Origin of the sequence: Yokenella regensburgei, from assembly GCF_051486985.1 — a bacterium.
Classification (GTDB): domain Bacteria; phylum Pseudomonadota; class Gammaproteobacteria; order Enterobacterales; family Enterobacteriaceae; genus CBFFRJ01.
Genome location: NZ_JAHVDV010000051.1, coordinates 1 through 20,501 on the forward strand (window position 1 = coordinate 1; position 20,501 = coordinate 20,501).

Annotated in this window: 22 protein-coding genes and 1 rRNA gene; 11 read left to right on the top strand and 12 right to left on the bottom strand. The window is 52.2% G+C overall.

What is annotated here, in order from left to right; genetic code table 11:
• Window positions 1–122: 122 nt before the first annotated feature.
• From KXR87_RS22410 to xis, 3 genes are all read left to right on the top strand, one after another.
• On the top strand, window positions 123–770 hold the full coding sequence (locus KXR87_RS22410) for a hypothetical protein (protein WP_437434401.1): 648 nt from the start codon (window positions 123–125) through the stop codon (window positions 768–770).
• On the top strand, window positions 757–999 hold the full coding sequence (locus KXR87_RS22415; RefSeq protein ID WP_437434402.1) for a DUF4060 family protein: 243 nt from the start codon (window positions 757–759) through the stop codon (window positions 997–999). Before KXR87_RS22410 ends, KXR87_RS22415 begins: the two co-directional genes overlap by 14 nt.
• A gap of 76 nt (window positions 1,000–1,075) precedes the next feature.
• Complete coding sequence (gene xis / locus KXR87_RS22420; protein ID WP_437434420.1) at window positions 1,076–1,330, top strand: excisionase Xis; 255 nt, start codon at window positions 1,076–1,078, stop codon at window positions 1,328–1,330.
• Here xis and KXR87_RS22425 read toward each other — a convergent pair.
• The 6 genes from KXR87_RS22425 to KXR87_RS22450 form a co-directional block, all read right to left on the bottom strand.
• Window positions 1,308–2,537 carry a tyrosine-type recombinase/integrase gene (locus tag KXR87_RS22425; RefSeq protein WP_437434403.1) on the bottom strand — a complete coding sequence of 410 codons (1,230 nt, stop codon included), beginning with the start codon at window positions 2,535–2,537 and terminating at the stop codon, window positions 1,308–1,310. The genes xis and KXR87_RS22425 overlap by 23 nt on opposite strands.
• Window positions 2,538–2,946: 409 nt before the next feature.
• Window positions 2,947–3,423, bottom strand: a complete 477-nt coding sequence (gene rseC / locus KXR87_RS22430; protein ID WP_437434404.1) for a SoxR-reducing system protein RseC — start codon at window positions 3,421–3,423, stop codon at window positions 2,947–2,949.
• Window positions 3,420–4,373: a sigma-E factor regulatory protein RseB gene (rseB, locus tag KXR87_RS22435; protein ID WP_437434405.1), complete on the bottom strand. Its 954-nt coding sequence runs from the start codon at window positions 4,371–4,373 to the stop codon at window positions 3,420–3,422. Before rseB ends, rseC begins: the two co-directional genes overlap by 4 nt.
• Window positions 4,373–5,023 carry an anti-sigma-E factor RseA gene (gene rseA / locus KXR87_RS22440; protein WP_437434406.1) on the bottom strand — a complete coding sequence of 217 codons (651 nt, stop codon included), beginning with the start codon at window positions 5,021–5,023 and terminating at the stop codon, window positions 4,373–4,375. The genes rseB and rseA overlap by 1 nt, the downstream gene beginning before the upstream one ends.
• Before the next feature lie 31 nt (window positions 5,024–5,054).
• A complete protein-coding gene (rpoE, locus tag KXR87_RS22445) occupies window positions 5,055–5,630 on the bottom strand; it encodes an RNA polymerase sigma factor RpoE (RefSeq protein WP_007370770.1) in 576 nt (191 codons plus the stop codon).
• Complete coding sequence (locus tag KXR87_RS22450) at window positions 5,627–5,686, bottom strand: hypothetical protein (protein ID WP_437434421.1); 60 nt, start codon at window positions 5,684–5,686, stop codon at window positions 5,627–5,629. The genes rpoE and KXR87_RS22450 overlap by 4 nt, the downstream gene beginning before the upstream one ends.
• A gap of 355 nt (window positions 5,687–6,041) precedes the next feature.
• Between KXR87_RS22450 and nadB the strand changes: the two genes are divergently transcribed.
• Window positions 6,042–7,661, top strand: a complete 1,620-nt coding sequence (gene nadB, locus KXR87_RS22455) for an L-aspartate oxidase (protein WP_437434407.1) — start codon at window positions 6,042–6,044, stop codon at window positions 7,659–7,661.
• Here nadB and trmN read toward each other — a convergent pair.
• Complete coding sequence (gene trmN, locus KXR87_RS22460) at window positions 7,646–8,383, bottom strand: tRNA(1)(Val) (adenine(37)-N(6))-methyltransferase TrmN (protein ID WP_437434408.1); 738 nt, start codon at window positions 8,381–8,383, stop codon at window positions 7,646–7,648. The two genes, nadB and trmN, sit on opposite strands and share 16 nt — an antisense overlap.
• Before the next feature lie 130 nt (window positions 8,384–8,513).
• Between trmN and srmB the strand changes: the two genes are divergently transcribed.
• Window positions 8,514–9,848 carry an ATP-dependent RNA helicase SrmB gene (gene srmB, locus KXR87_RS22465; RefSeq protein WP_437434409.1) on the top strand — a complete coding sequence of 445 codons (1,335 nt, stop codon included), beginning with the start codon at window positions 8,514–8,516 and terminating at the stop codon, window positions 9,846–9,848.
• A 45-nt stretch (window positions 9,849–9,893) separates the two neighbouring features.
• Here the strand turns inward: srmB and grcA are convergent, their stop codons facing one another.
• The gene (gene grcA, locus KXR87_RS22470; RefSeq protein ID WP_437434410.1) at window positions 9,894–10,277 is read right to left on the bottom strand and encodes an autonomous glycyl radical cofactor GrcA; all 384 of its coding nucleotides are present in this window, start codon (window positions 10,275–10,277) and stop codon (window positions 9,894–9,896) included.
• A gap of 314 nt (window positions 10,278–10,591) precedes the next feature.
• Here grcA and ung point away from each other — a divergent pair, with 314 nt between their 5' ends.
• A complete protein-coding gene (gene ung, locus KXR87_RS22475) occupies window positions 10,592–11,281 on the top strand; it encodes a uracil-DNA glycosylase (protein ID WP_437434411.1) in 690 nt (229 codons plus the stop codon).
• Window positions 11,282–11,331: 50 nt separating this feature from the next.
• Here the strand turns inward: ung and KXR87_RS22480 are convergent, their stop codons facing one another.
• Window positions 11,332–12,411, bottom strand: a complete 1,080-nt coding sequence (locus tag KXR87_RS22480) for a tRNA/rRNA methyltransferase (protein ID WP_437434412.1) — start codon at window positions 12,409–12,411, stop codon at window positions 11,332–11,334.
• Window positions 12,412–12,615: 204 nt separating this feature from the next.
• Here KXR87_RS22480 and trxC point away from each other — a divergent pair, with 204 nt between their 5' ends.
• The 5 genes from trxC (at window position 12,616) to KXR87_RS22505 (ending at window position 18,334) form a co-directional block, all read left to right on the top strand.
• Window positions 12,616–13,035, top strand: a complete 420-nt coding sequence (gene trxC / locus KXR87_RS22485; RefSeq protein ID WP_437434413.1) for a thioredoxin TrxC — start codon at window positions 12,616–12,618, stop codon at window positions 13,033–13,035.
• Window positions 13,036–13,105: 70 nt separating this feature from the next.
• Window positions 13,106–13,804, top strand: a complete 699-nt coding sequence (locus KXR87_RS22490; RefSeq protein WP_437434414.1) for a tRNA-uridine aminocarboxypropyltransferase — start codon at window positions 13,106–13,108, stop codon at window positions 13,802–13,804.
• Between the two features lie 32 nt (window positions 13,805–13,836).
• The gene (locus KXR87_RS22495; RefSeq protein ID WP_437434415.1) at window positions 13,837–16,497 is read left to right on the top strand and encodes a bifunctional acetate--CoA ligase family protein/GNAT family N-acetyltransferase; all 2,661 of its coding nucleotides are present in this window, start codon (window positions 13,837–13,839) and stop codon (window positions 16,495–16,497) included.
• Between the two features lie 114 nt (window positions 16,498–16,611).
• A complete protein-coding gene (gene pssA / locus KXR87_RS22500) occupies window positions 16,612–17,967 on the top strand; it encodes a CDP-diacylglycerol--serine O-phosphatidyltransferase (RefSeq protein WP_437434416.1) in 1,356 nt (451 codons plus the stop codon).
• A gap of 43 nt (window positions 17,968–18,010) precedes the next feature.
• A complete protein-coding gene (locus tag KXR87_RS22505; RefSeq protein ID WP_437434417.1) occupies window positions 18,011–18,334 on the top strand; it encodes a YfiM family lipoprotein in 324 nt (107 codons plus the stop codon).
• Here the strand turns inward: KXR87_RS22505 and KXR87_RS22510 are convergent.
• The 3 genes from KXR87_RS22510 to rrf form a co-directional block, all read right to left on the bottom strand.
• Complete coding sequence (locus KXR87_RS22510) at window positions 18,331–19,632, bottom strand: MFS family transporter (RefSeq protein WP_437434418.1); 1,302 nt, start codon at window positions 19,630–19,632, stop codon at window positions 18,331–18,333. The two genes, KXR87_RS22505 and KXR87_RS22510, sit on opposite strands and share 4 nt — an antisense overlap.
• A 114-nt stretch (window positions 19,633–19,746) precedes the next feature.
• Window positions 19,747–20,202 carry a DUF4385 domain-containing protein gene (locus KXR87_RS22515; protein ID WP_437434419.1) on the bottom strand — a complete coding sequence of 152 codons (456 nt, stop codon included), beginning with the start codon at window positions 20,200–20,202 and terminating at the stop codon, window positions 19,747–19,749.
• Between the two features lie 161 nt (window positions 20,203–20,363).
• Window positions 20,364–20,479, bottom strand: a 5S ribosomal RNA gene (gene rrf / locus KXR87_RS22520).
• Window positions 20,480–20,501: the final 22 nt, after the last annotated feature.

Consider the following 20,501-nt stretch of genomic DNA (forward strand, 5'->3'; position numbering starts at 1 on the left):
CGGAACAACAACAAAGTGGTTGCCGAACTGACCGGGCGCAGCGTGGATGAGGTGGCCGAACGCCGTCTGCTGCGAAATATCGAAGCTAACTGCTGGGATAAATACGACCCGGAGCGTACAGCATGAAAGAGCGCGGAATGATTTTTAACGCCGAGATGGTGCGCGCCATTCTCGACGGCAGGAAGACTCAGACGCGGCGGATTATCCAGTCAGCGGCCAAAAATATGCAGGCACGCGGTCACGAGGTTATCTCTCACCGTGCCCCTGGCGACAAATGGTATGGAAACCACGTTTATTCCATGCGCGATCGAAGCGGTGTATGGCAGGACTTCACCAACGAGGAATTTCTAGCTAAATGCACGTTCGGCCAGCCCGGCGATCACATCTGGGTGCGCGAGACTTTCGGCGATTGTGGGGATCGGCTTGTTTACCGTGCTGATATTGACGACGGGGCTAAATGCAAAGTGAAGCGCTGGACGCCATCAATTCACATGCCGCGTTGTGCTTCCCGCATCACGCTGGAGATTACCGACGTGCGCGTGGAACGACTGAACGATATTAGCCAGAAGGATGCAATTGCAGAGGGCGCGCCGCCGAGTCATCCGTCTATCGACTCGGTATCCCAGCAGTTTGGTTACCCCGATTTTTCCCGGTCATGGTTCGGCCAGACATGGCAGTACATCTATGGCGAAGAAAGCTGGCAGGCCAATCCGTGGGTATGGGTTATTGAGTTTAAGCACATTGAAGGAGATGACCGTGCGGCTGATTAACCGTGGCAATCAACAATCACCGCTGGCGCGCCAGGCATGCGACATCGCACTGGCCGCCCACCATCAAAGATACGGCGACTATGGACGCAGCAAGATGAAAGAGACGTATACGGTGAGGGTAGAAGGCGTGAAGGTTTGGGTGGAGGTGGTGAACCGCAAGGCGAGCTATGTGGCCACGGCAATGACAGGCATGCGCCGCCTGCGTGCCCTTCCCGGCCAGGTGTCCTGATAAAGAATTATCAAACGGCCCCGGTTGGGGCCCTTGGAGAATGAAGATGAGCAAAGCACCGAACAAATTTGAACTGATGAGCACTAAAGACATCTGCGGGCAGCTGTGTATTTCCTCACGTACACTCGAACGCTACAGGAAAAGATCTCCACACGAGAATCCATTTCCAGAGCCCGATTGCGCTTACATGGGTGGCCCCAATAAATGGCTAAGAACCAAAGTCACCGCCTGGCAGATAAAAGAGATGTCCAGGACTACACGCAAACCTATGTCTCACTTAAACCTCACGCGTGATGATAAAGGCCGTCTCACCCGGCCTGACGCGGCGTGAACTCCAGAATGTCGGGCTCGACGATGCTCATAAGTCGGGCCCACCACTTACCGTATGCCTCTCTCATTTCCTCAATATAAGTATGTTTGTCGTAGACCGACCACACCCCAGGCAGTTTATGACCGAGCATCATTTCAGCGATATGCGGCTCAGTTAGCTCTGAGAAATTCGTTCGCGCAGTCCTGCGTAGGTCGTGAATAGTAAAGTGTGGGACCTGCTCGTTATAAGCCTTCAGCATGAACTTAACCAGGTTGCTGCTGATACTCATATGGAAGCCTTCACTCATCGGCTTGCTTTCATATTTTGAAAAAACAAAGCGGCCTGGCGCCAGCTCGATCGCTCTCCTGAGCATCGGGAGCATTTCGGGGATGATAGGACGTATAATCGGCTTCTTGCTCTTCCTTCCTGTTTTGTGGTTTTCCCACGGTACCGTCCAGACTCCCTCCTCAAAATCAAAATGCCCAGTCTCAGCCTGCCGGAGCTCCCCGACCCTACAGGCCCAAAGAAGCGACAATTTATAGAGGATCTTGTTTCGCTCAATAAGGCGGGAATCCTCTATCGCGCGCCAGACAATAGCCAGTTCTTTCCGGTCAAGTGTTCGCTCGCCCATCTGTTTCTGTATGCCAAAGTCACGACCAGACATTTCAGACAGGGGATTAAAGTCCAGAAGCTGTCGTTTCACCGCCCAGGAATAACACTGACGCCCATTACTGATTACGCGACGAGTGATCTCGCTGTATCCCTGAGCCAGCCTATCAAGAACAGTAAGCCAGTTGTGAAGTGTCAGCTGATGCGCCGGGTATTTTCCGAGCTTGGGGAAAACGTGTAGCTCAAATGTTCGCAGAATTTGCCCGGCCGTTTCTTTCTGAATGCATACCATTGAATGCCATTCACGGAAAAGCTCTTCGAAAGAATACTGGCTATTAATTTTGGCTTTATCGAGGTTCTGCCGAATTCTTGGGTTTTCGCCACGGGCAAGAATAGCGGCCCACTTAGCTACTTCATCGCGCGCGGCTTTTAATCCGAACTCCGGGTAGCTGCCGATCGTCATCTTGTCCTGTTTGCCCAGGAAGCGGAATCGGTAGAAAAAAGTAACGGTACCCTTTTTAGAGATGCGTACCCACAGACCATCTCGGTCTGCCTTTTCTTCAACTTTGTCTCGTTCGCGCCCCAGGCACGACTTAAGATAACTATCTGAAATAGCCATAATTTTTCCCTGAGTGTGTCCATCAGGACGGGGAGTTATGTGTCCATCATAGGATATGGACGCACTGGTGGACACAAAAACTATGACTTATGATGTCGCAGGTTGACTGTACATGCAAACAGTATTGTTTTTGGAAAGGCTGATTTGATAGGGATCTTGAGGGGATTTTGTCGGAGGTTTGCGGAGGCTGGCGGGGTATCAATTATCGATGTGAGCAATGATCGAAAAGTTACGTATATTCTTCATATAGGGAGATTTTTTGCCTTACGAATTACTAAGAGGCCGCTGTTCTGAGCCTGACGTCAAAAGTCTGAAACGCCGCATTCTACACTACAACGACAATGCGGGGAAATGCTCAAACGGTTAACAAATTCGCCTTTGCACTTCCCCGATTAAGACGGGATATTAACTAACGACTTTCGGCGGAAGGATCCTCGACACGCACCATATCAGGCGGCAAACCTACGCTGATAATAACGGGCTGCCAGTCATTACGTGCGGCGAGTTTTTGTGAGGCGCTTCGGGCAAGTAAGAAACCCCCTACCCCGCCGAGGAGAGCGCCGCAAAGTGTTGCCAGGTCCTGATTAAATAAGGTCTGAAAGAGCGCGGCCATGATGAACAACCCCACCAGCGGGGACATGTAAACCAGCAGCGCGGAGCCAAGCAGACTCCCTTCACCAATGCCCAACTCAACCTTTTGCCCTTTTACTAATGGCTGATCGCAAGGTATAGCGATGGTATGCACCATTTGCGGGCCAAGCTTGTTCAGGACACGTGTTCCACATCCTGAACGAGAAGAGCAACTTTTGCAGGACGTTTTCACATCACAGGAGACCAGGGCCTGCCCCTTGCTCCATGACACGACCGTTGCCCACTCTTTAATCATTGTGCCGCCTTATACTTAATGCTGTCGGCAATACGTTTCGCCGTTTGCGGGGGAAGTTCGCCCACTATCGTAATCTCATTATTATCACGCACGGTCGTGCTCACCGTGCGACGGCCGGTGCGTAACATCTGGTCGGTGCTGTTTTGACTGGCGCGATTAAGGTTCACGGAGAAGCTGAATAGACCATCCGAATAGAGGCGCGATTCCACCGGCATATTAACAGTAGGCAGTTGCCGACGACTGCTGGATATTTCAACGAACCCCTGCGGCACCCAGGAAGGCGCCCAGTTAAAGGTCACTTTATCACCCGTCGGCACGGAGAGCAGCGGCGGCAGATTGGCATTCGCCAGGGTTTGCATGTTATTTGCCACCTGGGCGTTCACGCTGTAGGCAATAACCCGAAACTGCTCCAGCGTCTCGCCATCGCGATCGAGAAGATCCACACGCATAGGTAAACGGGTTTCTGCATCCATCCAGACGATGTAGCTATAGCGCGTTCCGTCCCGCGCCACCACGCGAATCACCTCGCAGAGACGATCCGCAATACGCGTACGGCCTACAGAGATAAAATCGTAGTACGGAGAGAGGCGTTTAAAATCGGTATAAACCAGCGAAGGCAATGAATCGACAATGTAATCGCCGTTCAGCGTGAAGGGCTCAAGGCCTGGCTCGAAATAGCTAATCTCGTTTCCACGCTGGACCACTTCCCGACGAGGACCATCCAGTTGCAACAGTTGCGCAAGCAGCTGATTGTTAACACGAGCATGGCGGTAGCGTAATGACTCCACCCCTTGCTTGCTCATGCTGATAAAGGACAGTTCATAATTGAGTGACTGGCTCGCCACGTTCATTTGCTGCAACAACGCCCCGGACGTAGTATCTGCCGAGGCGTTGCTGGAGAAGAACAGGCCTGCTGCCACAAAAGACATGGCACACCAAAGTTGCTTCATTACTGCGATTGAGTTCCTAACGTTTGATTTCCTGGCACTTGCACAGCGGCTTGCTGCGTTTGCGCTTGTTCAAACTTAAGCTGTTCGGAGTGCAGGCGACGCTGCAGTTCATAGTCCTGAAGCATCGCATTAATACGGCGGCGCTGCTCCTGAACCTGCTGCTGCTGGCCAACATCGGCGGTCGCATCAGCCGGTACACCCAGGCTGACCGGGCTGGCTTTACCCATCATCGGCATCGTGTTAAACACGGGCGCGTCAGGCTGTTGGGTGGAATCGGTCTGCCCATTATAGTGTTGCACACCAACGATCACGGCAAGCGACACGCATGCTGCTACGCCCATTTGAGTAAGCTGAGCGGCCCAGGGACGCACTTTCGACCAAAAGGGCATTTTCTGCCACTCCTGCGGTGCCGGTTGTGCTTCCGGTATCAGTGGGGTTGCCTGATGAGCAGGTTCATTTTCAATCGCGGCCATTACCCGGGCTGAGATATCGAAGTGGAGAACATCCGCGGTGTCACCACGCAGGGTGTCACGGATGAGATGGTAACTCTCCCAGGTTTTCTGCATTTCTGGAGAGTGAGAAAGCTCTACGAGTAACTCGCTATCCAGCGTTTCACCATCCATTAAAGCGGAAAGTTTTTCTTTCTGCATGCCTAATACCTTTTCCAGTATCCCGCTATCATCAACGCCTGATAAGCGGTTGAACTTTATTATCAATAGCTTCCCGCGCACGAAAAATACGTGAACGCACTGTACCTACCGGGCAATCCATGATGACCGCTATCTCTTCATAGCTAAGTCCATCCAGCTCCCGTAACGTAATTGCCATGCGTAAATCTTCGGGGAGCGACTCAATGGTACGGAAAACTATTTGTCTCAGTTCCTCTGACAACATTAAGTTCTCAGGGTTCGAAATTTCTTTCAGCGCACCGCCACTTTCGAAATTTTCTGCTTCGATAGCATCCACATCGCTTGATGGTGGCCTGCGCCCCTGAGCAACCAGATAATTTTTTGCTGTATTCACTGCAATACGATACAGCCAGGTATAAAAAGCACTATCTCCCCGGAATGAATCCAGCGCACGGTAGGCTTTTATGAATGATTCTTGTACAACATCAGGTACATCACCCGATGGTACATAACGGGACACCAGACTCGCCACTTTATGCTGGTAGCGCACCACCAGTAAGTTAAACGCCTTCTGATCTCCTTTCTGGACCCGCTCAACAAGGACCTGATCCGTTAACTGCTCGCTCATCCGAGGTAAAGTCTCCCCAAAACCAATTTCCACGCGTAAAAGAAACGCCACTCCATTACTGCAATATGAGCAAGCAGCTAATTAGAGGGTAGGCACATTGAAAAGTTCCGTTACGCCTTTGTTTTTGTTTCATTCTGCAGACTTTTCATTATGTCTCATTATAAGTCTACAAACGCCGAACGCTGTAGTTATGCACATAAAAGTACGCACGACCGGCAGAGAGTAACGCAATACCATCTTTATTTCACCACCTAATCCATCCCGCCTGGTTTTATTGCCAGCCTCCCCCTTTCAGGTCGGTTACAAAGCCTTTCGGTTTAGCCTGCGTTACAAACCATAAAAAAAACGTACATCATGGCTATTTGTAGTGCTATGCTGCTGCCACATTGTTTAGTAAATTAAACACACGCTATGAATAAACCTTCTGAACTCTCCTGCGATGTGCTGGTTATCGGTAGTGGTGCCGCTGGCCTCTCCGTCGCTCTGCGTCTTGCAGAACACCACTCCGTGATCGTTTTAAGTAAAGGGCCGGTGAGCGAAGGCTCAACCTTTTACGCGCAAGGCGGTATCGCAGCGGTATTTGATGACACTGACAGCGTTGAATCCCATGTTGAGGACACGCTAATTGCCGGAGCGGGCATTGTCGATCGCCCCGCAGCCGAGTTTGTCGCAAGTCATGCGCGCCCGTGCGTTCAGTGGCTTATTGACCAGGGCGTGCTATTTGATACGCAGATCGATGCTAACGGTGGAGAAAGTTATCACCTGACGCGTGAAGGAGGTCACAGCCATCGTCGCATTCTTCACAGCGCTGATGCCACAGGAAAAGCGGTAGAAACGACGCTTGTGAGCAAAGCGCTCAGCCATCCTAATATTCATATTCTCGAACGCAGTAACGCCGTTGATCTCATCGTTTCCGACAAAATCAGCTTGCCCGGTACGCGTCGCGTTGTCGGGGCGTGGATATGGAACCGTAATAAAGAGAGGGTGGAGACCTGCCACGCCAAAGCCGTGGTGCTGGCGACAGGCGGTGCCTCAAAAGTGTATCAGTACACCACCAACCCGGATATCGCCTCTGGCGATGGGATTGCGATGGCATGGCGTGCAGGCTGTCGGGTTGCCAACCTGGAATTTAACCAGTTTCACCCCACCGCTCTGTTCCACCCGCAGGCGAGAAATTTTCTGCTGACAGAGGCACTGCGTGGTGAAGGTGCGCATCTAAAGCGCCCCGATGGGACCCGTTTTATGCCCGATTTTGACGAGCGAGAAGAACTGGCTCCGCGTGATATCGTTGCACGCGCCATCGATCATGAAATGAAGCGGCTTGGTGCCGACTGCATGTATCTTGATATCAGCCACAAACCCAAGGATTTTGTTCGCCAATATTTCCCGATGATTTATGAGAAATTACTCGGCCTTGGTATTGATCTGACCAAAGATAGTGTCCCTATTGTGCCGGCAGCGCATTACACCTGCGGCGGGGTGATGGTCGATGAGCATGGTCAGACGGACATAGAGGGGTTGTATGCCATCGGCGAAGTCAGTTACACCGGCCTGCACGGCGCAAACCGCATGGCCTCGAATTCGCTGCTCGAATGCCTGGTTTACGGCTGGTCTGCTGCAGAGGATATCGCCCGACGCATGCCCCATGTTCGTGCCACTGCCTCTCTGCCCGCCTGGGATGAAAGCCGCGTTGATGATGCTGACGAGCGGGTCATTATTCAACATAACTGGCACGAGCTGCGGCTATTTATGTGGGATTACGTGGGTATCGTTCGCACAACAAAAAGGCTTGAGCGCGCCCTGAGGCGCATCACTCTGCTGCAACAAGAGATAGATGAGTATTACGCCCATTTCCGCGTATCGAATAATTTGCTGGAACTGCGTAACCTGGTCCAGGTTGCCGAACTGATTGTCCGCTGCGCCATGCAACGCAAAGAGAGTCGTGGCTTACACTACACGCTGGATTACCCGGATATGCTGCCTGAATCCGGGCCAACGGTACTGGCGCCGCGCAACTACATGAATAGATAAAACGCCTGGGTTAATGCGGTGTAGCTGTCAGAATAGCGCTGATCTGCACCGCGAATCACCAGCCTGTCGGTAAAGCACTCACCGGGCGCAGGGGAAAACGCCAGCATCACCCGGTGAGGCAGCCGCACTTCATATTCGGTCACGTCTGTGCGTAAGCGCAGATGCCAGCCCATACTCAGCGCCTTCGCCGTAAAGGCGTCACTGACATCTACCGGTAAAATAACGCAAAAAAAGCCCTCTTCCGTAATAAGCGTTGCCGCGCATTCAAGCAGTGAATGATGATTCAGCGTGGTGGTGTAGCGCGCCTGCTCGCGCTGCGGCGTGGCACACTCTACTCCCTGCTCATAATAAGGCGGGTTGCTGACAATGAGATCGTAACGCGCCGTTTGCCCCTCGGCCCAGGTCATGACATCAGCATGATGCACCACCAGCCGGGAGGGCCACGGAGAAGCCAGTGCATTATCTCTCGCCTGAGACGCTGCGTCCTCTTCGAGCTCGATGGCGTCAATCACAACATTTTCAGCAGTACGCTGTGCAATCATCAGCGAAATCAGACCGCTTCCGGCACCAATATCAAGAATCCGTTTCGCACGGGAGACGGGGGACCATGCACCGAGTAAGATACCATCGGTACCGACTTTCATGGCGCAACGATCGTGTGCAACGAAGAACTGTTTAAACGTGAAGCCATCACGGCGCAGGTGAGCCTTTGGCTGGGGCATCTTTACAACCTCAATACGGAAACAGACGTAGCATAGGGTAAAGCGAAGCGCTGGAAAAGGAATAAGCAGACAAACAGATGAAGATTGCAGCCGTAACGTCTATAATCGGCGCCCCACACAGAGGTAGATAATGACTGTAACGACTTTTTCCGAACTCGAACTTGACGAAAGCCTGCTGGAATCTCTCCAGGAAAAAGGCTTCACACGCCCGACTGCCATCCAGGCTGCCGCTATTCCGCCTGCGCTTGAGGGGCGTGATGTTCTCGGTTCCGCACCGACAGGGACGGGGAAAACGGCGGCATATTTGCTGCCCGCGTTGCAGCATCTGCTGGATTTTCCGCGTAAAAAATCTGGCCCGCCACGTATTTTGATCCTGACGCCAACCCGTGAGCTGGCGATGCAGGTTGCCGACCATGCCCGCGAACTCGCGAAGCATACTCACCTGGATATCGCGACCATCACTGGCGGCGTTGCCTATATGAACCACGCCGAAGTGTTCAGTGAGAACCAGGATATTGTGGTGGCAACCACGGGGCGTTTGCTGCAATACATTAAAGAAGAGAATTTTGACTGCCGGGCTGTTGAAACGCTGATTCTGGATGAAGCGGATCGCATGCTCGACATGGGTTTTGCTCAGGACATCGAACACATTTCCGGTGAAACACGCTGGCGTAACCAGACCATGCTCTTCTCCGCCACGCTCGAAGGCGAAGCCATCAAAGACTTTGCTGAACGCCTGCTCAAAGAGCCTGCTGAAGTATCCGCTACGCCATCCACCCGTGAACGCAAGAAAATCCACCAGTGGTATTACCGTGCTGATAACTACGAGCATAAACTTGCGTTGCTCAAGCACCTGCTGAAACAAGACGATGCAACCCGTACGATCGTTTTTGTCCGTAAACGTGAGCGAGTGCATGAGCTGGCCTCTCAATTGCGTTCTGCAGGCATCGATAACTGTTATCTTGAAGGTGACATGCCGCAGGTGAAACGCACCGAAGGGATTAAACGCCTGACTGAAGGTCGCGTGAATGTCCTTGTGGCCACTGACGTGGCGGCGCGCGGTATCGACATCCCTGAAGTAAGCCATGTGATTAACTTTGACATGCCGCGCAGCGGAGATACCTACCTCCACCGTATCGGTCGTACAGGACGTGCTGGCCTAAAAGGTACGGCTATTTCTCTGGTTGAAGCCCATGACTATCTCCTGCTGCAGAAAGTGGGCCGCTACATTGAAGAGCCGGTGAAAGCGCGCGTGATAGATGAACTGCGCCCAACGACGCGCCCACCGAGCGAGAAAATGACCGGTAAGCCATCCAAGAAAGTGCTCGCTAAACGCGAAGAGAAGAAACAGAAAGAAAAAGAGAAGCCGCGCGTGAAAAACCGTCACCGCGATACCAAGAACATTGGTAAACGTCGTAAGCCAAGTGCGGCGGCCGCTCCTGAAAATCAGGGTAGTGAGGAATAAAAAAACGCCGGGGTAACCCGGCGTTTTCATTTCTGCGCCCGGTAATTACAGGCTTTCAGTAAAGGTACGAGCAATAACGTCGCGCTGTTGCTCCGGTGTCAGCGAGTTGAAGCGAACGGCATAACCAGAAACACGAATGGTCAGCTGTGGGTATTTTTCCGGATGTTCTACCGCATCAAGCAAGGTTTCACGACGCAGAACGTTAACGTTCAGGTGCTGCCCGCCCTCTACACGAACCTGAGGCTGAACTTCCATTGGGATTTCACGGTATTCGATTTCACCCAGCTTGCTCACGGCAACAACGTCATCTTCGGCATAACCTGCTTTCGCACAGACGCAACGCGCTTCGCCTTTTTCGCTATCGAGCAGCCAGAAGGAATTTAACAGTTCATCGTTAGCGGCTTTAGTAATCTGGATACCAGTAATCATGTTGTGCCTCCCTTGGGCATTATTTTTGATTTGACCGGTTTGTTAGCGGCCAATTGGTAAAACCATTGTTGCTTGAGTGTATATATACCCCCCACTCGACCCTGATTCTTTGATTAAAATCAAAGAAAACCACACCAAGAAAAGGGGAATGGCCGGAATTTATTGTTTTACATCAAGTTACGCCAACTGAAATAACTAATATTTTTTTCATTTTTCAACTTATTTTAGCGCAATGTTGCCGTTGTCCACGCCTGATTTTGTTACCGGGAAAGAAGCAGTTAAGCTAGTACCATGCAGAGCACCTGGAGAATACGATGACAACCCCATTAACCTGGCACGATGTGCTGGCGGAAGAAAAACAGCAGCCCTACTTTATCAACACTCTGAATGCCGTTGCCGCGGAGCGTCAGGCTGGAAACGTGATTTACCCTCCGCAAAAAGAGGTATTTAATGCGTTTCGCTTCACAGAACTTGGGCAGGTCAAGGTGGTGATTCTCGGTCAGGATCCCTATCACGGCCCCAACCAGGCACACGGCCTCTCTTTTTCGGTGCGTCCGGGAGTGGCCATCCCGCCTTCTCTTATGAATATGTATAAAGAACTTGAGCAGTCGATTCCCGGCTTCACCCGACCACAACACGGTTATCTGGAAAGCTGGGCGCGTCAGGGAGTGCTTTTACTCAATACCGTGCTCACCGTCAGGGCGGGGCAAGCACATTCGCATGCCAGTCTGGGCTGGGAAACCTTTACTGATAAAGTCATCAGCATCATCAATGAGCATCGTGAAGGTGTGGTGTTTTTACTCTGGGGAGCGCACGCGCAGAAAAAAGGGGCGATTATTGATGGCGGACGCCACCATGTTTTAAAAGCGCCACACCCTTCCCCACTGTCAGCCCATCGGGGATTTTTCGGTTGCCGTCACTTCGCTATGGCGAATGAGTGGTTGATTGAGAAAGGAGAAACCCCGATTGACTGGACACCGGTTCTACCGGCAGAGGAAGAGTAGAATAAACAGGCACGGCAGACTTTGACTGCCGTGCCTGTTTATAAGAGCCATTACGCTTTGTTCTGACGCCACCATTCGGCAAGCAACACGCCGGTTGCTACCGAAACGTTAAGACTTTCAACATTGCCAGATCCATTGATAGAGACGCTCAGGTCCGCGCTGTCGAGTGCCGCATCAGACAAACCATCGCGTTCCTGACCCAGCACCAGCACCATTTTCTTCGGCAGTGTCGCACTGAAGAGCGGCGTACCTTTATGGCTGGAAGTGGTAACGATGGCATAACCGGCTTTACGGAACGCGTCCAGCGCATCGAGGAAGCTGTCGCCCGTGATAGCCTGGACGTGTTCAGCCCCACCTTCAGCGGTACGCACCGCAGCACCGGACTCAATCACCGCCGCATCCTGTAACAGGACACCTTTCACGCCGAAATGCGCGCAGCTGCGCATCATGGCGCCAAGGTTGTGCGGGTTGCCGATATCTTCCAGTGCCAGTACACAATCTTCTTCACTCGCCCGGGAGACCCACTGCTGAACGCTGGTGCCGTTACGTTTTTTAATGAGGAAGCATACGCCACCATGATGTTCAGTACCGGACGCTTTCGCCAGTTCTGCATCATCAACCACGTGATAGGCTTTACGGTTTGCAGCCATCCAGCGCAGGGCCTCTTTAAAGCGCGGGGTCACGCTCTGCACAAACCAGGCGCGGACAATGCAATCCGGGCGGCTGCTAAAAAGCGCCTGGCAGGCATTTTCGCCATACACTCGGGTCTCTTCAGCGCGCTGACGACGTAATACCTCAGGGTCGATAAAGCTTTTACCGCTAATACCACCGTGATCGGCTTTCGCCGGTGCGTCATCAAAGGGTGCACGGGAAACGGTACGCCACGGAGAATCGCCCTGAGGACGTTCACGGTCACGACCGCGGTCATTGCTTCGCTCTTCGCGAGCAGGACGACGGCCACTGTTTTTCTCTTCGCGAGCGGGGCGACGACCCGCGTCAGTACGAGACGATCCGCTACGAGCTGGCCCTTTCCCGGTACGCGGGTTCTGGCTGCGTTTATCGGAATCATCATCACTGCGGACATACATCACTTTGACTTTGCCGCTTTTGTTTTTCAGTTCATCGTTCATGCTTTTCTCCACCAGCGCTGCGCGAAGCGCGCAGATTACCTGATGTGCCGACGCTTAGCCATTAATTCGTTCAAAAGCTACTGACTATTATATTCATTGAATAAATCGCATTGTCGTTTAGATCTCGCTCACCGATAATATGTAACATATGAGAAACATATCGGCCCTGAGCCACTCTGTACCAACGCTTCCCTGAGGTTAGTTATGAATACCGTATGTGCAAGCTGCCAGGCGTTAAACCGCATTCCCGCAGAACGGGTCAATGATGTTGCAAAATGTGGTCGTTGCGGGCATGAGCTATTTGATGGCGACGTCATCAACGCGACAGGCGACACTCTGGATAAACTGCTTAAAGACGATCTCCCCGTTGTGGTCGACTTTTGGGCACCCTGGTGTGGCCCCTGTAAGAGCTTTGCGCCGATCTTTGAAGACGTGGCGGAAGAGCGCAGCGGCAAAGTGCGCTTTGTGAAAGTGAATACCGAAGCCGAACGCGAACTGAGTGCGCGTTTTCGCATTCGAAGCATCCCGACCATTATGCTTTTCAAAAATGGTGAAGTCGTCGACATGCTCAGCGGCGCGGTGCCTAAAGCCCCGTTTGACAGCTGGCTGAACGAATCACTTTAATTCCTCCGGGGGCACATCGCTTGTGCCCCTTTCGTTGCTCTGCGACAATGGCGTTTTTCGTGCAATTCTCATGACTGATAACGCTGTTCTCCAACTCCGGGCTACACGTCTTGCCCGTTCAACGCGTCCCTTTCTTGCCCGTGGTAATAGGGTTATTCGCTGCCAGGGATGCCTGCTGCCAAGAAAACGCTGCCTGTGCGATACGGTAAAACCAGTAACCGCCCGCAGCCGTTTCTGTCTGGTGATGTATGACACTGAACCGATGAAACCCAGTAATACCGGGCGCTTAATCGCCGATATCCTTCCGGATACCCTTGCTTTTGAATGGTCCCGCACCGAGCCGCCCCAGGCGCTGATAGACTTATGCACCAGCAATGACTATCAGCCAATGGTCGTCTTCCCTGCCTCTTATGCCGGAAGTGAACGCGAGGTCTTAGCCGCACCACCTTCCGGTAAGCCCCCGCTCTTTATTATGCTGGACGGCACCTGGACCGAAGCGCGCAAAATGTTCCGCAAAAGCCCCTGGCTCGACGCACTGCCGGTTATCTCTGTCGATCTGGCACGGGTCTCCGCTTACCATTTGCGCGAAGCCCACGCAGAAGATCAGTATTGCACTGCCGAAGTGGCCATCGCACTGCTGGATATTGCCGGTGACGGGGATGCCGCAAAAGGCCTTGGCAGCCACTTTTCTCTTTTTCGCGAACGTTATCTTGCTGGTAAATCACATCATCAAAGACGTATCACAGCAGAATCCGCACAAAACGTTTAAAATCATCAGGTCACTCTTTTACGGAGACCGGTATGAGTCAACGCGGGCTGGAAGCGCTACTACGTCCTAAATCGATTGCGGTGATTGGAGCCTCCATGAAACCGGAACGCGCCGGTTATCTGATGATGCGTAATCTACTGGCAGGCGGGTTTGCTGGCCCTGTTCTGCCGGTGACCCCCGCTTACAAGGCCGTGCTGGGTGTGCTTGCCTGGCCGGAGATAAGCCAGTTGCCCTATGTACCCGATCTGGCGGTATTGTGCACTCATGCAAAGCGTAATCTTCCTTTGCTGGAGGCGCTGGGTAAAAAAGGATGTAAAACCTGCATTATCCTCTCTGCGACACCCGAGCAGCATGCTGAGCTGCTCGCCTGTGCCAGCCGCTATCAGATGCGCTTGTTAGGCCCCAACAGCCTGGGACTGCTTGCCCCCTGGCAGGGGCTTAATGCCAGCTTTTCGCCGGTGCCCATTACCCGCGGGAAGCTGGCGTTTGTCTCCCAGTCAGCGGCCGTGTCCAATACCATCCTTGACTGGGCGCAGCAACGTGAGATGGGATTCTCTTACTTTATTGCGTTGGGTGACAGTCTGGATATTGATGTGGATGAGTTGCTTGATTTTCTCGCCCGTGACACTAAAACCAGCGCCATTCTGCTCTATCTGGAACATTTAAGCGATGCCCGCCGCTTTGTTTCTGCGGCACGTAGCGCCTCCCGAAATAAACCCATTCTGGTTATTAAAAGCGGTCGTAGCCCGGATGCTCAGCGTCTGCTACAAACGCCGTCAGGTCTTGATCTGGCGTGGGATGCAGCTATCCAGCGCGCTGGCCTGCTTCGCGTTCAGGATACCCACGAGCTTTTCTCCGCCGTTGAGACCCTGAGCCATATGCGCCCCCTTCGTGGGGATCGTTTAATGATTATCAGTAATGGTGCCGCACCTGCGGCCCTGGCGCTGGATGAACTGTGGTCGCGTAACGGTAAGCTGGCCACGCTCAGCGAAGAAACACTAACGATGCTCCGTAATGCACTTCCGGATTACGTAAGCGTAGGAAATCCTCTGGATCTCAGGGATGATGCCGGTAACGAACGCTATATTGCAGCGCTGAATATTTTACTGGATAGCCAGGAGTATGACGCACTGATGGTGATTCATTCGCCGAGCGCCGCCGCACCAGGAATGGAAAGCGCGCAGGCCCTGATTAATACCCTTAAATCGCACCCGCGCGGCAAATATATCACCGTGTTAACCAACTGGTGTGGCGAGTTTTCATCTCTTGAAGCACGGCGTTTATTTAGTGAAGCGGGACTACCAACCTATCGCACCCCGGAAGGGACCATCACCGCATTTATGCATATGGTTGAGTACCGCCGGAACCAGAAACAGTTACGTGAAACCCCAGCCCTTCCTCTTCATCTGGCCGCCAACACCGCCGAAGCCCATCGCCTGTTACAACAGGCGGTTTCCGAAGGGGTCACCACCCTTGATACACATGAAGTGCAGCCAATCCTGAACGCATGGGGTATTCAAACTCTACCGACCTGGATTGCGGGAGACAGCGCAGAAGCGGTACATATAGCCGGACAGATTGGTTACCCGGTGGCATTAAAATTACGTTCACCGGACATTCCGCATAAATCGGAAGTTCAGGGTGTGATGCTTTACCTACGTACCGCTTCTGAGGTGCAGCAGGCGGCAAATGCCATCATCGATCGTGTAAATATGAACTGGCCTCAGGCACGCATCCACGGGCTTCAGGTTCAGAGCATGGCCAACCGTGCCGGGGCGCAGGAGCTGCGTGTAGTCGTAGAACACGATCCCGTCTTTGGGCCGCTGATTATGTTGGGTGAAGGCGGCGTCGAGTGGCGCGCGCAGGATCAGGCCGCTGTTGCCCTTCCCCCGTTGAACATGAACCTCGCCCGCTATCTTGTTATCCAGGCCATTAAAAATAAGAAAATCCGTGGCCGCAGCGCATTGCGTACGCTGGATATTGCCGGCCTGAGCCAGTTTCTGGTGCAGGTTTCAAACCTTATCGTTCACTGCCCGGAGATACAGCGGCTCGATATCCATCCGCTTCTGGCGTCGGGCAACGAATTTACTGCGCTGGATGTGACGCTCACGGTTGCAGGCTATGATGGCGAAGGAGAGAGTCGTCTGGCGATTCGCCCCTATCCGCAACAACTGGAGGAAGGGGTCATTCTTAAAAACGGCGAAGCCTGCCTTTTCCGCCCCATTCTCCCCGAAGATGAGCCGCAGTTGCAGCAGTTTATCGCGCGGGTGACGAAGGAAGATCTTTACTATCGTTACTTCAGCGAGATCAACGAATTTACCCATGATGATTTAGCGAACATGACGCAGATCGACTACGATCGGGAAATGGCTTTTGTCGCCGTACGCCGTACGGGTGAGTCAGAAGAAATCATGGGCGTCACGCGGGCAATTTCCGATCCGGACAACATCGATGCTGAGTTTGCAGTACTGGTAAGGTCCGATTTGAAAGGTCTGGGGCTTGGAAGACGTTTACTGGAAAAGCTCATCAGTTATACGCGGGATCACGGACTTAAACGTTTGAATGGTATTACTATGCCCAATAATCGCGGCATGGTTACGCTTGCGAGAAAGCTGGGATTCGATGTCGACATTCAGTTAGAAGATGGCATTGTAAGTTTATCTTTGAATCTGGTGCCGACCGGTGAAACATAAGTAAGCTACTGGAAATGTTGCGCACTTTACCACTTACTGGTGTTATCATCGTCCGCTTCTGTCGATTTCATCGTACAGAGGCCCTTTCAATAAACAGAGAAGATACGCACTGTGATGTTGTCAAAATTTAAGCGTAATAAACATCAACAACACCTTGCCCAACTACCTAAGCTAACTCAGTCAGTTGATGATGTAGAGTTTTTCTACTCTCCCTCTCATTTCAGGGAGAATCTGCTCGAGAAAATCGCCAGCGCTACGCGCCGCATCTGTATTATCGCGCTCTATCTTGAGCAGGATGATGGCGGTAAGGCTATTCTGAGCGCTCTTTATAATGCCAAACGTCTGCGTCCGGAACTTGAAATTTGTGTGCTCGTTGACTGGCACCGTGCACAGCGTGGCCGTATCGGTGCTGCGGCATCCAATACCAATGCTGACTGGTACTGCCGGATGGCGCAGGAAAATCCAGGCATTGAGATCCCGGTTTACGGTGTGCCCGTCAACACTCGCGAAGCATTAGGCGTCCTGCACTTCAAAGGCTTTATTATTGATGACAGCGTGTTTTACAGCGGTGCCAGCCTGAACGACGTCTATCTGCACCAGCACGATAAATACCGCTACGACCGTTATCAGCTGATTCGCAATCCGCAGATGGCAGACATCATGCTGAACTGGGTTAAACAGAATCTGATTGAAGGCCGGGGCGTTAACCGTCTGGATAATGCGCAGCGCCCCAAAAGCCCTGAAATTAAAAATGATATTCGCCTCTTCCGCCAGGAGTTGCGGGATGCGACTTATCATTTTCAGGGTGACGCGGATAACGAACAACTGGCGGTGACCCCACTCGTTGGGCTTGGTAAATCCAGTCTGCTGAATAAAACAATTTTCCATTTGATGCCCTGCACGGAAAATAAGCTGATCATTTGTACCCCCTATTTCAACCTGCCCGCCGTGCTGGTGCGCAATATCATCCAGCTTCTGCGTGATGGAAAAAAAGTTGAAATTATCGTGGGTGATAAGACAGCAAATGACTTCTTTATTCCCGAAGATCAGCCCTTCAAAATCATCGGCGCACTGCCTTATCTCTACGAGATAAATCTGCGGCGCTTCCTGAGTCGGCTGCAATATTATGTCAACACCGATCAGTTGGTTGTGCGCTTATGGAAAGACGACGATAACAGCTATCACCTGAAAGGAATGTGGGTCGATGATGAGTGGATGCTGCTAACGGGGAATAACCTCAATCCGCGCGCCTGGCGTCTGGATCTTGAAAACGCGATTCTGATCCATGATCCTCAGCAGCAGTTAACGGCACAGCGTGACAAAGAGCTGGAGCTTATTCGCACACACACAACGGTCGTGAACCACTATCGCGATCTACAAAGCATCGCCGATTATCCGGTCAAAGTGCGCAAGCTCATCCGCCGTCTGCGTCGAATCCGCATTGATAAGCTTATTAGCAGGATCCTTTAACCTATAAGCCTCATCCCTGATGAGGCTTCTTTCAGGTTCGTTTATGCGCCATGTCATCCTCGTCTGCATAGTGTTATTGACAGGCTGTGCCCATACCGCCAGGGATCAATGGAGCGGACAGGACAAAGCGCAGCATTTCCTCGCTTCTGCAATGTTATCGGCAGCAGGTAATGAGTATGCCAGGCACCAGGGCTACGGGGGCGATCGAGCTGCCGTTTATGGCCTGATGTTTTCTGTAAGCCTTGGGGCATCAAAAGAATTTTGGGACAGCCGCCCGAACGGAAGCGGCTGGAGCTGGAAGGATTTTGCCTGGGACATCGCCGGGGCAGCTACAGGTTTTGCCGTCTGGCAGTTAGCGGACCATTAAAGCCGTATCCCCTTTCCCTTGCGATGAAGCATCAGCGAAACAATGAACGCCAGTGCGCATAAAGCGGTCACGTACCAAAAGAAGGCCGTCTCAATCCCCATCGATTTTAGCGACAGCGCAACATACTCTGCGGAACCACCAAACAAGGCGTTCGCCACAGCGTAAGACAATCCCACGCCAAGCGCACGCACCTGGGCTGGAAACATCTCCGCTTTCAGGATGCCGCTAATGGAGGTATAAAAGCTAACGATAAGCAACGCCAACATGACCAGGGCAAATGCCGCCCACGGTGATGTCACATTCTGCAATGCACTCAGGACAGGCACGGTAAAGAGGGTAGCAAAACCCCCAAAGCAGAGCATGGAGGCACGACGGCCTATGCGATCGGAAAGTGCCCCGACAAGCGGCTGAATAAGCATAAAAACAAAAAGTGCCACGGTCATGATGACACTGGCCACGTTTGCATGCATACCCGCCGTGTTGACAAGGTACTTCTGCATGTATGTCGTGAAAGTATAAAAACTTAACGATCCACCTGCGGTAAAACCCAACACCATGATGAATGCTTTTCGGTTCCGCCACAGGCCACGCAGAGAGCCAGCATCTTTTAATGCGCAGACTTCCTGCTTTGATGTTTCATCAAGTTGCCGACGCAGCCATAACGCCACCACGGCTAAGGCCGCACCCAATGCGAAAGGGATGCGCCATCCCCATGCACGCAGTTGCTCATCTTCTAATATCTGCTGCAACACCACCACAACCAGCAGCGCCAGAAGCTGGCCACCAATCAACGTAACGTACTGAAATGAAGCATAAAAACCCTTTCGACCTTCGAGGGCGACTTCACTCATATAGGTTGCACTGGTGCCATACTCTCCTCCTACAGAGAGTCCCTGAAATAACCGGGCCAGCAACAATAATGCTGGGGCCCATGTGCCGATAGTATCGTAACCGGGTAAGCAGGCTATCACTAACGACCCCATACACATCATGCAGACGGAGATCAGCATAGACTTTTTGCGCCCATGCCTGTCAGCAATACGACCAAATAACCAGCCCCCTATCGGACGCATAAGGAACCCGGCAGCAAATACCCCTGCGGTTTGTAAAAGTTGGGTTGTGGTATTACCGGCTGGAAAAAAGATATGCGCAAAATACAGTGAACAAAATGAGTAAACGTAGAAATCGAACCATTCCACCAGGTTACCAGATGAAGCGCCAATAATGGCCCATACCCGGCGGCGCATGTCCGTCACATCTACAGTTTTGTTCTCCTGGCGAGTAGTGACCTCAGCCATTTTTCTCCCCTTTGGTCTGTTTCTCTGGGAAATCAGATTACGCCCCGACCAAAAGTAAATACAGTGTTAATGATTTGTCTGCTACCATTTCAGAATGTTAAACTGCGATCTGACCTATCCCCAGCGCGAGATATGCGCTCGTTTGCGCGCAAGATAATCTTCATCCGCCCGGATTTTATCCCACCATTGTTTGAAAATGGCTGCGGCCGCAGCTTTTACCGGATCGTTCCCGCGCTCATGGGTACTGCCATCTTTTGCATATTTTCTGCCGCCTTTGTAATTAGCGTAACGCCGTGCACGGGTATATCCCATTTGTATAAATTTGCGGGCCATATCCATGCCCACAAAATCGTCCTGCTGCCGATAGGCTTCAAATAACTGATAGATTTTTTCAGCTGATTTTGTCGCAGATTCAGGATCTTTATAACGCCACCAGGGCAGAATCTCGCTCTTATAAGGCTCGACCAGCAGTACGCCTTGCTCGCCCCGTCCTACCTGATAACACTCAGGATGCTCGCGAAAATTGATAAGGGTGAAGTCCTGATCGTAATTGAAAGATTTGCTGCTCACATCACCGCTCCTTATAGACTACGAATGAATAAGGATAGGTTATGCAGAGTACAATGGAGGACAGGAAGTAAGCGGAGAAACAAGATAGTGGCTTGTTAGCGTTTTTTGCAGCAGAAACGCAAAAAGCCCATCCGTCAGGATGGGCTCTTTACTTGTTTGATGCCTGGCAGTTCCCTACTCTCGCATGGGGAGACCCCACACTACCATCGGCGCTACGGCGTTTCACTTCTGAGTTCGGCATGGGGTCAGGTGGGACCACCGCGCTAGTGCCGCCAGGCAAATTCTTTGTGCTCTGTACG